The sequence below is a fragment of the Marivivens marinus genome (genome assembly GCF_035969385.1).
Taxonomy (GTDB): domain Bacteria; phylum Pseudomonadota; class Alphaproteobacteria; order Rhodobacterales; family Rhodobacteraceae; genus SELP01.
Window position 1 is genome coordinate 215,006 of the sequence record NZ_JAYKKJ010000002.1, and the last position, 12,211, is coordinate 227,216.

A 12,211-nucleotide genomic window follows, 5' to 3' on the forward strand; every position below is an offset into this window, starting at 1 on the left:
ACAGCAATCCCGGAACGTGGCCGAATGGAAACAATTTATTGAGACCGGCGTGGCAGGACTAGTCCGACCGGTGGCAGGGGCAGGCGGAAAGACGCGCATGGCAGACAAAGCGAAAACAGCGGGGCTGACCGAACTGCGCCGGGTTCGGGCGCGGTCCCGGCTGTTGTATTGGTCGGTGGCCGCGTTCAGCCTTGTGGTGAACGCCCTGATGCTGACCGGCCCGCTGTATATGCTGAACGTCTATGACCGGGTGCTGGGGTCGCGGTCTGTCGAAACCCTGATCGCGCTGACGGTCCTTGTGGTTTTCCTGTACGGGTCGATGGCGGTGCTGGACCTTGTTCGGGGGCGGATCATGTCGCGCGTCGGTGCGCGGTTTCAGGCCACCATGGACGAACGGGTGTTCCGGGCGGTGATGCGGGCGGGCAGCCTTGGCCGCGCAAGGGCCGAGGCCGTCACCGGGTTGCGGGACCTTGAATCGGTCCAACGGTTGATGACCTCGCCCGTCTTGATGGCTGTCTTTGATCTTCCGTGGACGCCGCTGTTCTTCTTCGGGATATTCCTGTTTCACCCCTGGCTTGGGATTCTGGCGCTGTCCGGTGGGGCGGTTCTGATCCTGATCGCGCTGGCCAACCAGCTGGGCAGTCGCGGACCCCTGTCCAGCGCCAATACCCGCATCCAACAGGCTGAGTTGATGGGCCAGCAGATTCGGACCGAGGGCGAAATGGTGCAGGCGCTGGGGATGCGGGGCGCCAGCTTCGGGCGCTGGGCCGCGGCCCGGTCCGAGGCGCTGGAAAGCACGATCCGCGCGGCGGACACGAGCGGCGGCTATACCTCGATCACGCGGGCCCTGCGCCTGCTTTTGCAGTCGGCCATGTTGGGACTGGGGGCGCTTCTGGTCCTGCGCAACGAAATGACGCCAGGGGCCATGATCGCCGGGTCAATCCTGTTGGGTAGGGCGCTGGCGCCGATCGAACTGTTGATCGGGCAATGGGCCGTGGTTCAGCGCGGGCGTGAGGGATGGTTGAACCTTGGCCGGTTGCTAGGTGAAATCGCGCCGGAAGAGCCTCGCACCACGCTTCCCCGCCCCAAGGCAATGCTGTCGGTCGAGGCGCTTTCGATTGTTCCGCCCGGAGAACAGCAACCGGTTCTGCGCAACCTGACCTTCCGCATTCAACCGGGGCAGGCGGTTGGCGTGATCGGCACCTCGGGCGCCGGGAAATCCACCCTTGCCCGCGCCCTGACCGGGGTCTGGCCCGCCACCATGGGCAAGATCCGGCTGGACGGTGCAGCACTGGATCAATACGACCCGGACGTTCTGGGGGCACTGGTCGGCTATCTTCCGCAGCGGGTGCAGCTGTTTGATGGCACGATCCGCGACAATATCGCCCGCATGTCGCTGGCACCCGATGACGAAGAGGTCGTGCGCGCGGCAAAGAAGGCCGCGGCGCATGACATGATCCTGCGGCTGCCCGATGGTTACGATACCCGCGTCACTGCGACGGGCGGGCGGCTGTCCGGCGGGCAGGTTCAGCGGATCGGCCTTGCGCGGGCGATGTACGGCGATCCGGTCATCCTTGTTTTGGACGAACCCAATTCCAACCTGGACAACGAAGGATCGACGGCATTGAACGCGGCGATCCGCGCGGCCAAGGAGGAAGGAAAGTCGGTTCTGATCATGGCCCACAGGCCTGCCGCGATTCAGGAATGCGATATGCTTCTGGTTCTTGAAAACGGCGCGAAACGCGCCTTCGGCCCCAAGGATGAGGTGCTGCGCGATCTGGTCAAGAACGCGGCCGAAATCCAGAAGGCCCGGCAGCCCGGAGGTGTGTCATGACTCCGAACCGTTGGTCCGCCAAGGGGCCAGTCTGGGCCGGCCTTCTGATGCTGGTCGTTCTTCTGGGCGGCTTTGGCACTTGGGCCGTGATGGCCCAGATCACCGGCGCAGTCATCGCGTCAGGCCGGATCGAGGTGGACCGCAACCGGCAGGTCGTGCAGCACCCGGATGGCGGTGTTGTCGCGGCACTGCTGGTCGAGGAAGGGTCAAGCGTCGACGCGGACGATCTTCTGGTGCAATTGGATTCCGAATCCTTGTTGTCCGACATATCGGTGATCGAGGGGCAGCTGTTCGAGGTTCTTGCCCGGCGCGCCCGCTACGAGGCGGAACGGGACGGGGCCGAGACCCTGACCTTCGACCCGCTCTTGACGGACAGTACATCCGCCATCGCGCAGGAACTGATGGACGGGCAGCGCAGGCTGTATGACGCCCGAAGGGAGACCGAGGCGAATGCCATCGAACAACTGACCCGCAGACGCGATCAGATCGTGGACCAGATCGAGGGCATTCACGCGCAGGAAACCGCCATTGGCACGCAACTGGACCTTGTCCGGCAGGAACTTGCGGATCAGCAAAGCCTGCTGGAACGGGGATTGGCGCAGGCGACCCGTGTGCTGGCGCTTCAGCGCGAAGAGGCGTCCCTGTCCGGCCGCGCGGGCGAACTGGCGGCGACGGCGGCGCAGGCGGCGGGGCGGATTACCGAACTGGAGCTTGAGGTTCTCAACATCGGCAGCGACCGGCGCGAGCAGGCCATCTCGAACCTGCGCGACCTGCAATACAACGAATTGGAACTACGAGAACGGCGTCGGGCGCTTCTGTCTCAGCTTGACCGTCTGGATATCCGCGCGCCCGTTGCCGGGATCGTCTATGACTTGCAGGTCTTCGGGGAACAATCTGTCGTCACCCCGGCGGAACCTGTCCTTTACCTCGTGCCGCAGGATCGCCCGCTTGTAATTGCCGTACAGATCGAACCACGCGACATCGACCTGCTGTTCGTGGGACAGGATGTGGCGCTTCGGTTTTCGGCCTTCGACCAGCGGCAGACACCGGAGCTGAACGGCAAGGTCGTCACGATTTCCGCCGATGCGTTCGAAGATCAGGCGACCCGGCTGTCGTTCTACCGGGCGCAGATCGAACTGTCGGAAGGTGAACAGGAGAGGCTGCCCGAGGGCGCAACCCTGATCCCCGGGATGCCGGTCGAGGCCTTCATCAGGACCGAGGATCGCAGCCCGATCGAATACCTTCTCAAGCCGCTGTCGGACTACTTCGCCAAGGCGTTCCGCGAAAGCTGATCAATCGGTCGTTTGCCGGATTGCGGACAGGGGTGCGGGCGGATAGCGTTCGCCAAAATACCGTGCCACCGAAAGGACGAAGACATGTCGGGAACCTATGAAAAGAACCTTGCCGATCTGGGCGTGACCCTGCCCGATGCACCGACCCCGGCGGCCAACTATGTGCCCTTTGTTCAGGTTGGAAATCTGGTGCATGTGTCCGGTCAGCTTCCGGCGGTCGAGGGCGGGTTCATCACCGGCAAACTGGGCGCGGACCTGTCGACCGAGGAAGGGGCCAACGCCGCCCGCGCCTGCGCGATCAGCCTTCTGGCGCAGGTCAAGAAAGCCTGCGGGGGCGAACTGGATCGGCTGAAGCGGGTGGTGAAGCTGGTGGGCTTCGTGAACTCCACTGGCGATTTCGTGGACCAGCCCAAAGTGATCAATGGCGCGTCCGATTTCATGGTCGCGGCCTTTGGCGATGCCGGGCGCCATGCCCGATCTGCCGTGTCTGCGGCATCGCTGCCCTTCGGCGTCGCGGTAGAGATCGAAGGCATCTTCGAGATCGAATAACCCATGGCCCTGCATCCTTCTTTCCTGACACATCCACTGACCCACCGGGCCTTGCACGATGTGAAAGACGGCCGGCCGGAAAACAGCCGTGCCGCGATCCGGGCGGCAATCGATGCGGGTTACGGGATCGAGATCGACGTGCAGCTGTCCAGCGATGGGCAGGCGATGGTGTTTCACGACTACAGCCTTGGCCGTTTGACCGGGGAAAGCGGCGCGGTGGCCCTGCGGTCGGCGGAAGAGCTGTGCAGCATCCCGTTGACCGGAGGTGACGGCGAAGGCATCCCGACTCTGATTGAGATTCTTGAACTGGTCGGTGGCGCGGTTCCCCTGCTGATCGAGATCAAGGATCAGGATGGCGCGATGGGCCCAAACGTCGGCCCGCTTGAACGGGCGGTCAGTGATGCCTTGATGGGCTATGGCGGGCCGGTCGGGGTCATGTCCTTCAACCCGCATTCGGTGGCCGAAATGGCGCTATGTGCGCCCTCGGTCCCGCGCGGGCTGACGACATCGTCGTGGTTGGAAGACGATTGGCCGACAATTCCCGCCGACCGCCGTGCGGAGCTGGCTCCGATCCCCGATTATGACAGGGTCGGGGCCTGCTTCATCAGTCATGAATCGACCGATCTTTATCGGGATCGGGTGACGGAACTGAAGGCGGCCGGGGCGGTGATCCTATGCTGGACGATCAAGTCGGCAGAGGAGGAGCGGGCCGCGCGCCGGATCGTCGATAACGTGACCTTCGAACAATACCTTGCCTGATCCTTGGGCCGGGGTTGACCTGACGGGCGATGCCGCCACCTTAGCAGCATGACCGCGACCCTGACCGTTTCCATGCACCCGACGCTGTCCGAGATAGCGGAACGCGACTGGACCGCCTGTGCCAGCCCGGAAGAGGCCGACGGGTCACGCCCCATGGACCCGTTCACCACCTACCGGTTCCTGAAGGCGCTGGAAGATAGCGGGTCGGTCGGCCCCGGCACCGGATGGCAGTCCAGCTACCTGACCGTCCACGACGGCGATACCCTGATTGCCGCGGCGCCGCTTTATGCCAAGCGCCACAGCCAGGGCGAATATGTGTTCGATCACAGCTGGGCCCATGCCTTTGAACGGGCGGGCGGGCGGTATTACCCGAAACTGCAAATGGCGGTGCCCTTTACCCCGGCCACGGGCCGCCGGTTCCTGACCCGACCGGGCTATGAACAGGCGGGCATGGCTGCAATCCTTGAAGGGGCGGTGAAGATCGGGGCGGACAACGGGCTGTCGTCGCTGCATGTCACTTTCTGCACCGAAGCAGAGGCATTGGCGGGCCGGGAAATGGGCCTGCTGCACCGGACCGGGCAGCAATTCCATTTCGAAAACCCCGGCTATGGCAGTTTCGACGATTTCCTTGCGCAACTGTCCAGCCGCAAGCGCAAGGCCATTCGAAAGGAACGCCGCGAGGCGCAGGCGTTCGGCGGGGCCATCGTGCAATTGACCGGAGCCGATATTCGGCCCCACCATTGGGACGCCTTCTGGCGGTTCTATCAGGACACCGGCGCGCGGAAATGGGGCAGCCCCTATTTGACCCGATCGTTCTTCGATCTGATCGGCGAGACGATGGCGGATGACATCCTGCTGGTGCTCGCCCTTCGGGAGGGGGACCCTATCGCGGGCGCGCTGAACTTCATCGGGGCGGACACGCTGTTCGGGCGCTATTGGGGCTGCACGGAACATCACCCCTACCTGCATTTCGAACTTTGCTATTATCAGGCCATCGATTTCGCCATCGCCCATGGTCTGCGGGTCGAGGCGGGGGCGCAGGGCGAACACAAACTGGCGCGGGGATACCTCCCGGTCGCGACCCATTCCCTGCATTGGATCGCCGATCCGGGTTTTCGCCGTGCCGTGGAGACCTATCTGGAAGAAGAGCGCCGGGCGGTCGATCAGGATATCGAGATCCTGACCAGCTATGGCCCGTTCCGGCGCGTAGATGTGGAGGAACAGGAATGACGGAGCTGTTGAAAGGCCCGGACAGGGACGCCGCCCTTGCGGAGCTGGAGGCGGCAGGCTGGGCGCATGACACGGACCGGGATGCGATCTCGAAAACCTATCGCTTCAAGAGCTTTGTAGAGGCGTTTGGTTTCATGACCCGCGCGGCATTCTGGGCCGAAAAACTGAACCACCATCCGGAATGGAGCAATGTTTACAATCGGGTCTCGGTGGTACTGACCACGCACGACGTGAACGGGCTGACCGAGCTGGATCTTCGGTTGGCGCGGAAAATGGACGACCTGGCGGGGGTATGATGGAAACGATTCTGGGTATCGAGATTTACAACGGCAATACGATCGGAGACCTGCTGACCTTCGATGTGATCATGGGCGCGCTGGGCAGCGTGGCCGGTGCCAGCGCCATTCTGGTTCTTGGGTTTATCGTGGCCGGGTGGCTGCGCCGCCGGATCATCGCCCTTGGTCTCAAGCACGAAGAGCTGGATGACACCCTCTTCAATTTTCTTGGCAATATCAGCCGCTACGCTGTCCTGATCTTTGCCGGGCTGTTTGTCCTGAATACCTTTGGCATCCAGACCACGTCGATCGTGGCCGTGATCGGTGCCGCCGGTCTTGCCATCGGTCTTGCGTTGCAGGGGACGCTGTCCAACGTCGCGGCCGGGGTGATGATCATTCTGTTCCGGCCCATCAAGCTGGGCGATTTCGTCGAGGTGAACGGCCAGATGGGGACGGTCAAGGATATCTCGCTCAACTATACCGAACTGGCAACGGCGGCGAATGTGCAGGTGATCGTGCCCAACGCGCAGGTCTGGGGCAACACCATCGTCAACTATTCGGTCTATGACACCCGGCGCGCGGAGTGGGTGTTTGGCGTGTCCTATGGCGCGAACCTGAAAACGGCCGAGGATGTTATCCGCGACACCATCATGGCCGACTCTCGGTCCCTGTCCGACCCTGCGCCCTTTATTCAGGTAAACGCGCTGGGCGACTTCTCGGTCGATTTCCTGGTTCGGGTCTGGTGCAAAAGCGGTGACTACTTCGCCTATCAGGCGGACATGAAACGGGCGGTCAAGGAAGCGCTGGACAAGGCCGGGGTCGATATTCCGTTCCCGACCCAGACCCTGATCCAGCAATCCTGATCCGCGTCAGATCGCGTCGAGGAAGGATTCCCCGGTCGAGATGTTGCATTCGCCGGGGGCGTCCTGCTGAACGTGGGTCACGACCCCGTCCTCGACCAGCATGGCATAGCGCTGCGACCGGTCGAAAAAGCCGATGGCCGGAACACTGAATTCCATGCCGATGGCCTTGGTAAAGCTGGAATCGGGATCGGCTAGAAGGGTTACGCCGGCCTCGCCCGCGCCGGTCTGATCCGACCAGGCCTTCATCACGAAGGCATCGTTGACCGCGACGCAGATGATTTCATCGACGCCCTTCTTGTCGAACTCGGGCTTGGTGCGCATGAAGCTGGGGAGATGCGCGGCGGAACAGGTCCGGGTGAATGCGCCCGGCAGGCCAAAGATGATAACCTTGCGGCCCTTCAGTTTCGCGCTCAGGTCCACAGGTTCGGGCCCGTTGTCGCCCATTTGCGCCAGCGTGGCATCGGGCAGGTTCTGACCGGTCGTAATCGTCATGATTTTCGTCCCTTCAAGGAATTGCGTGCAGCACGGACATGGATATAGGGTCCGGCGGGCAACTGACCATCGGGAAAGGAACGGACATGGCACATTTTGTTGTCGTCGGAGGCGGACAAGCCGGGGCAACCCTTGTCGCCAAGCTGCGTTCTGAAGGGTTTGATGGGGACATCACCCTGATCGGCGCGGAACCCGTTCCCCCCTACCAGCGCCCGCCCCTGTCCAAGGCCTATCTTCTGGGAGAGATGGAGCTGGAGCGGCTCTACCTGCGGCCGCTGGACTGGTATCTGGACAACAACATCACCCTGCGGCTGAACACCCGTGTGGTCGATATTGATGCTGCCGCGCACAAGCTGACCCTCTCGGACGGGTCAGAGATGAATTATGACGAACTGGCGCTGACCACCGGGTCGCATCCGCGCACCCTGCCCGCCGCCATCGGCGGCACGCTGGACGGCGTCTATACCGTGCGCGATCTGCGCGATGTGGACGCGATGGAGCCTGAATTTGCCGAAGGGCGCCGCGTGTTGATCATCGGCGGCGGCTACATCGGGCTGGAGGCGGCAGCGGTTGCGTCCAAGAAAGGCCTTCAGGTGACGCTGGTGGAAATGGCGGACCGTATCCTGCAACGGGTCGCGGCCAAGGAAACCTCGGACTACGTGCGTGAAATGCACCGCGCCCATGGCGTCGATATTCGCGAAGGTGTCGGGCTTGAGCGGCTGAATGGCGATGCGCGGGTCACTTCGGCCAGCCTGACCGACGGTAGCACGCTGGATGTGGATTTCGTGATCGTCGGCGTTGGGATCATGCCCGCCACCGCCCTTGCCGAAGCGGCAGGCGTCAAGGTGGAAAACGGCATCGTCACCGACGAACAGGGCCGCGCCACCGATCCGCATATCTGGGCCGCGGGCGACTGCGCGACGCTGACCTTCAAGGGTCAGGTGATCCGGCTGGAAAGTGTCGGCAACGCCATCGACCAGGCCGAGATCGTCGCCCAGAACATGCTGGGCAAGGGTGTCGCCTATGTTCCGAAGCCGTGGTTCTGGTCGGATCAATACGATTGCAAATTGCAGATCGCCGGTCTGAACATCGGCTATGACGCGGTCCATGTGAAGGCGGGCGCGGATGGGGCCCAGTCCCATTGGTATTACGCCGGTGACCAACTGATTGCCGTGGACGCGATGAATGATCCCCGCAACTACATGGTCGGCAAGCGTTTGATCGAAATGGGCAAAAGCCCGGCGCCCGAGGTCATCTGCGACCCCGACACCGATATGAAGGCCCTGCTGAAAGGGTGAGGATCATCGGCGGAGAACACCGGGGCATTGCCCTGACCCCGGTCGGCAAGGGGGATGCGGGGGCGCATCTGCGTCCCACGACCGACCGGACCCGCGAAAGCCTGTTCAACGTGCTTCTGGGGGGCCGCTTTGGCGACCCGATCGACGGGGTCCGCGTGCTGGACCTGTTCGCCGGAACCGGCGCGCTGGGGCTTGAGGCCCTGTCGCGCGGGGCTGCCCATGTCACCTTGGTCGACAATGGGCGGGTGGCGCAGCGGCTGATCCGCGACAACATCGCCAAGCTGCGCAGGCAGGCCGATTGCACACTGCTGGCCACGGCGGCCGACAGGTTGCCGCCCGCGCCCACGCCCTGCGGGCTGGTGTTTCTTGACCCGCCCTATGGCAAGGGGATGGGGGAAAAGGCCCTGACCGCGGCGGCGCAGGCGGGCTGGATTGCCGGGGACGCCCTGATCGTCTGGGAAGAAAGCAGCCCACAGGAAGCACCCGACGGGTTCGACATGATCGAAACCCGCCGCTACGGCGATACGCACATCAGTTTCCTGCGGTGCCGGGTATAGGGTCAGGACCCTAATAGGTCGGATGGAACTTGCCGCCGGGCGAAAGGGTAAAGATCTCTGCCCCCGTCGCGGTGATCCCGATGGAATGTTCGAACTGCGCCGACAGGGATTTGTCGCGCGTGACAGCGGTCCAGTCGTCGGCCAGAACCTTGGTTTCCGGGCGGCCAAGATTCACCATTGGTTCGATGGTAAAGAACATGCCCTCTTCCAGAACCGGACCGGTGCCGGGCCGGCCATAGTGCAGCACGTTCGGCGGCGCGTGGAACACCCGGCCCAGCCCATGCCCGCAGAAGTCGCGGACGACGGACATCCGATGCCCTTCCACATAGCTTTGGATCGCGTGACCAATGTCGCCAAAGGTATTGCCGGGTTTTGCCGCTTCGATCCCTTTCATCAGGGAATCGTGGGTGACCTGGATCAGCCGTTCGGATTTCCGCGACAGCTTGCCCGCGACATACATCCGGCTCGTGTCGCCGAACCAGCCGTCAAGGATGACCGTCACGTCGATGTTCAGGATGTCCCCGTCTTTCAGGACCTTGTCGCCGGGGATTCCGTGGCAGACCACATGGTTCACCGAAATGCATGAGGCGTGCTGATACCCCTTGTAGCCGATCGTGGCCGAGGTGGTGCCATGCGCGGTGACCATGTCCGTGATGATCCGGTCGATCTCTGCCGTGGTCTGGCCGGGAAAGACATGTTCCGCGATGTCGTCAAGGATTTGCGCCGCAACGCGGCCGGCGGCATGCATCCCGGCAAAGTCGGATGCGTCGTGAATGCGAATGCCTTCCTTGGTCAGTCGGCCATTGTGCTTGGTCAAACCCTTGGTCCTTCTGGTCGTGATCGAGGCCCACATAAGCGATGCGGCCGCGATGATCTAGAGCACGAAGGGCAAAGCGGCATCAAGCCACACACCTTCGGGTGTGATCCGGGTGCCGCAGGCCAGCACCTCGACCCCTGCTGCGCGGGCGGCGTCAAAGGCCGAGCGATAGGCCGGGTCGATATCGCTGGCGAGTGTCACGCGCTGGGCGTCGGTCCGCTGCACAAGGTAGAGCATGACCGCGCGGTGCCCCTGCCCGACCATATCCGCCAATTCGGCCAGATGCTTTGCCCCCCGTGCGGTCACGCTGTCAGGAAATTCGGCCAGACCGGGCGTTCGCGACAGGGTGACGCTTTTCACTTCGACATAGGTATCGGCACCGCCCCCGGTCAGCAGAAAGTCGATCCGGCTGTTCTGGCCGTACTTGACCTCGGCCCGGACGGTCTCAAAGCCGGACAGGCCGGGCACCCCCCGCGCCTCGAACGCGGCTTTTAGCGCCCGGTTCGGGACAGAGGTATCGACCCCGGTGAAATGCCCGCCCCCATGATCCACCAGACGCCAGCCAAATTTCAGCTTCTTTTTCGGGTCGTCGTTCGGTTCCAGCCAGATCCGCATCCCCGGATCGGCCAGCCCCATCATGCTGCCGGGGTTGGCGCAATGGGCGGTCACCTCGGTGCCGTCGTCCAAGGTGCAATCGGCCAAAAACCGTTTATATCGTCGGACAAGTGTCGCGGGCACAAGGGGTGTAGAAAAGCGCATGGGCGCACCCTATACCGATCCCAAGAGCAAGGAGAAGTCAGATGACCAACCCAACCGCTGCGATGCTGGTGATCGGTGATGAAATCCTGTCGGGCCGGACCCGCGACGCCAATATGCACCACCTTGCACAGGAACTTTCCAAGGTCGGGATTGACCTGAAAGAGGTGCGTGTCGTCAGCGATGATGCAGGGGCAATCGTGGCGGCGGTGAACAGCCTGAGGGCCAAGTTTGACCATCTGTTCACCTCGGGCGGGATCGGGCCGACCCATGACGACATCACCGCCGATTGCATCGCCGCGGCCTTTGGGGCGCATATCGACGTCCGGGACGATGCCCGCGCGCTGTTGCAGGCCCATTATGACCGGTCGGGGCAGGAGCTGAACGAGGCGCGTCTGCGCATGGCCCGGATCCCCGATGGCGCATCGCTGATCGACAATCCGGTCAGCATCGCGCCGGGGTTCACCCTTGGCAATGTCCACGTCATGGCCGGGGTGCCCAGCGTGTTTCAGGCAATGGTGGCGAGCGTCCTGCCCACGCTGACCGGCGGCGCGCCGCTATTGTCCCAAACCCTGCGGGTGATGCGCGGCGAGGGCGATATCGCGATCCCGCTGCGCGATCTGGCCGATGAGTTCGCCGATCTGTCCTTCGGGTCCTACCCGTTCCAGAAGGATGGCGTTTACGGGTCCAACATCGTTGTACGGGGCCATGATGCCGGTCGGATCGACGCGGCAATGGTGCGGCTGTCGGCCCTGTTCTCGGCATGACCGAACCGGACATCCAGACGCTTTATGCCGTGACGGACGCGACATGGCCCGCGGCGGCGAAAGATCGCCTTGGACCCTGGACCATTCGCACTGGGCTGGGTGGCGGGCAGCGCGTTAGCGCGACAACCGCCGATGGCGACTGGACCGAAGACGACCTGCCGCAGGCCGAAGCAGCGATGCGGCGGCTGGGCCAGCCTTGCCTGTTCATGGTGCGGGCCGGGGAAACCAAGCTGGACAAGGTGTTGGAAGACCGCGGCTACCGGATCAAGGATCCGGTCAACCTGATGGTCGCCCCAAGCACAAAGATTGCCGAGCCGCCGCCGCCCCGCGTCACAGCCATCGAAGGTTGGCCGTGGCTGGCCGCACAGGCCGAGGTCTGGGCCGAAGGCGGGATCGGGCCGGGACGACTGGCGGTGATGGATCGCGCGCCCTTTCCCAAAACGACGATCCTTGGGCGGGTCGACAACAGCCCGACCGGGGCGGCCTATGCGGGCATATACGACGGCGTTGCCATGTTTCACGCGGTCGAGGTGTCAAACGCCTTTCGGCGGCGCGGATTGGGCGCCAACATGATCCGCGCCATTGCACGCTGGGCGTTGACCGAAGGCGCCGACTGGATCGCGCTGGTGGTGACGCAGGCGAATTCCGGCGCAAACGCGCTCTATGCTTCCATGGGCTTCCGGCTTGTGGGACAGTATCACTACCGCATCCTGCCAGAGTAA

General features: G+C 63.3%; 14 protein-coding genes. 11 read left to right on the forward strand and 3 right to left on the reverse strand.

What is annotated here, in order from left to right; translation table 11 throughout:
• Positions 1–97 precede the first annotated feature (97 nt).
• From U3648_RS03685 to U3648_RS03715, 7 genes are all read left to right on the forward strand, one after another.
• Positions 98–1,834, forward strand: a complete 1,737-nt coding sequence (locus U3648_RS03685) for a type I secretion system permease/ATPase (protein WP_420857890.1) — start codon at positions 98–100, stop codon at positions 1,832–1,834.
• Positions 1,831–3,126, forward strand: a complete 1,296-nt coding sequence (locus tag U3648_RS03690) for an HlyD family type I secretion periplasmic adaptor subunit (RefSeq protein WP_420857891.1) — start codon at positions 1,831–1,833, stop codon at positions 3,124–3,126. Before U3648_RS03685 ends, U3648_RS03690 begins: the two co-directional genes overlap by 4 nt.
• Positions 3,127–3,210: 84 nt before the next feature.
• The gene (locus tag U3648_RS03695; protein ID WP_420857892.1) at positions 3,211–3,675 is read left to right on the forward strand and encodes a RidA family protein; all 465 of its coding nucleotides are present in this window, start codon (positions 3,211–3,213) and stop codon (positions 3,673–3,675) included.
• A gap of 3 nt (positions 3,676–3,678) precedes the next feature.
• Positions 3,679–4,434, forward strand: coding sequence for a glycerophosphodiester phosphodiesterase family protein (locus U3648_RS03700; RefSeq protein ID WP_420857893.1), 756 nt, complete (start codon positions 3,679–3,681; stop codon positions 4,432–4,434).
• A gap of 48 nt (positions 4,435–4,482) precedes the next feature.
• Positions 4,483–5,664 (forward strand): GNAT family N-acetyltransferase, encoded by a 1,182-nt coding sequence (locus tag U3648_RS03705; RefSeq protein ID WP_420857894.1) that lies wholly within the window; start codon positions 4,483–4,485, stop codon positions 5,662–5,664.
• Positions 5,661–5,960, forward strand: coding sequence for a 4a-hydroxytetrahydrobiopterin dehydratase (locus U3648_RS03710; protein WP_420857895.1), 300 nt, complete (start codon positions 5,661–5,663; stop codon positions 5,958–5,960). The genes U3648_RS03705 and U3648_RS03710 overlap by 4 nt, the downstream gene beginning before the upstream one ends.
• Complete coding sequence (locus tag U3648_RS03715) at positions 5,960–6,802, forward strand: mechanosensitive ion channel family protein (protein ID WP_420857896.1); 843 nt, start codon at positions 5,960–5,962, stop codon at positions 6,800–6,802. The genes U3648_RS03710 and U3648_RS03715 overlap by 1 nt, the downstream gene beginning before the upstream one ends.
• Positions 6,803–6,808: 6 nt before the next feature.
• Here the strand turns inward: U3648_RS03715 and U3648_RS03720 are convergent, their stop codons facing one another.
• The gene (locus tag U3648_RS03720; RefSeq protein WP_420857897.1) at positions 6,809–7,294 is read right to left on the reverse strand and encodes a peroxiredoxin; all 486 of its coding nucleotides are present in this window, start codon (positions 7,292–7,294) and stop codon (positions 6,809–6,811) included.
• 86 nt (positions 7,295–7,380) lie between these two features.
• Here U3648_RS03720 and U3648_RS03725 point away from each other — a divergent pair, with 86 nt between their 5' ends.
• Both U3648_RS03725 and rsmD read left to right on the forward strand, forming a co-directional pair.
• A complete protein-coding gene (locus U3648_RS03725) occupies positions 7,381–8,592 on the forward strand; it encodes an NAD(P)/FAD-dependent oxidoreductase (protein WP_420857898.1) in 1,212 nt (403 codons plus the stop codon).
• Positions 8,589–9,149, forward strand: a complete 561-nt coding sequence (rsmD, locus tag U3648_RS03730; RefSeq protein ID WP_420857899.1) for a 16S rRNA (guanine(966)-N(2))-methyltransferase RsmD — start codon at positions 8,589–8,591, stop codon at positions 9,147–9,149. The genes U3648_RS03725 and rsmD overlap by 4 nt, the downstream gene beginning before the upstream one ends.
• Positions 9,150–9,159: 10 nt before the next feature.
• On the opposite strand, the gene map is transcribed toward rsmD, so the two are convergent.
• Together map and sfsA are read right to left on the reverse strand one after the other, a co-directional pair.
• A complete protein-coding gene (map, locus tag U3648_RS03735; RefSeq protein ID WP_420857900.1) occupies positions 9,160–10,002 on the reverse strand; it encodes a type I methionyl aminopeptidase in 843 nt (280 codons plus the stop codon).
• Between the two features lie 21 nt (positions 10,003–10,023).
• The gene (gene sfsA / locus U3648_RS03740) at positions 10,024–10,725 is read right to left on the reverse strand and encodes a DNA/RNA nuclease SfsA (RefSeq protein ID WP_420857901.1); all 702 of its coding nucleotides are present in this window, start codon (positions 10,723–10,725) and stop codon (positions 10,024–10,026) included.
• A gap of 41 nt (positions 10,726–10,766) precedes the next feature.
• On the opposite strand from sfsA, the gene U3648_RS03745 reads away from it, so the two are divergent.
• Entirely contained in the window at positions 10,767–11,489 is a 723-nt protein-coding gene (locus tag U3648_RS03745) for a competence/damage-inducible protein A (protein ID WP_420857902.1), read from the forward strand.
• Entirely contained in the window at positions 11,486–12,211 is a 726-nt protein-coding gene (locus U3648_RS03750; RefSeq protein ID WP_420857903.1) for a GNAT family N-acetyltransferase, read from the forward strand. Before U3648_RS03745 ends, U3648_RS03750 begins: the two co-directional genes overlap by 4 nt.

Coding starts and splice junctions, on each gene's coding strand:
- U3648_RS03685 (WP_420857890.1), top strand. CDS start 98: ATGGCAGACAAAGCGAAAACAGCGGGGCTGACCGAACTGCGCCGGGTT.
- U3648_RS03690 (WP_420857891.1), top strand. CDS start 1,831: ATGACTCCGAACCGTTGGTCCGCCAAGGGGCCAGTCTGGGCCGGCCTT.
- U3648_RS03695 (WP_420857892.1), top strand. CDS start 3,211: ATGTCGGGAACCTATGAAAAGAACCTTGCCGATCTGGGCGTGACCCTG.
- U3648_RS03700 (WP_420857893.1), top strand. CDS start 3,679: ATGGCCCTGCATCCTTCTTTCCTGACACATCCACTGACCCACCGGGCC.
- U3648_RS03705 (WP_420857894.1), top strand. CDS start 4,483: ATGACCGCGACCCTGACCGTTTCCATGCACCCGACGCTGTCCGAGATA.
- U3648_RS03710 (WP_420857895.1), top strand. CDS start 5,661: ATGACGGAGCTGTTGAAAGGCCCGGACAGGGACGCCGCCCTTGCGGAG.
- U3648_RS03715 (WP_420857896.1), top strand. CDS start 5,960: ATGGAAACGATTCTGGGTATCGAGATTTACAACGGCAATACGATCGGA.
- U3648_RS03720 (WP_420857897.1), bottom strand. CDS start 7,294: ATGACGATTACGACCGGTCAGAACCTGCCCGATGCCACGCTGGCGCAA.
- U3648_RS03725 (WP_420857898.1), top strand. CDS start 7,381: ATGGCACATTTTGTTGTCGTCGGAGGCGGACAAGCCGGGGCAACCCTT.
- map (WP_420857900.1), bottom strand. CDS start 10,002: ATGTGGGCCTCGATCACGACCAGAAGGACCAAGGGTTTGACCAAGCAC.
- sfsA (WP_420857901.1), bottom strand. CDS start 10,725: ATGCGCTTTTCTACACCCCTTGTGCCCGCGACACTTGTCCGACGATAT.
- U3648_RS03745 (WP_420857902.1), top strand. CDS start 10,767: ATGACCAACCCAACCGCTGCGATGCTGGTGATCGGTGATGAAATCCTG.
- U3648_RS03750 (WP_420857903.1), top strand. CDS start 11,486: ATGACCGAACCGGACATCCAGACGCTTTATGCCGTGACGGACGCGACA.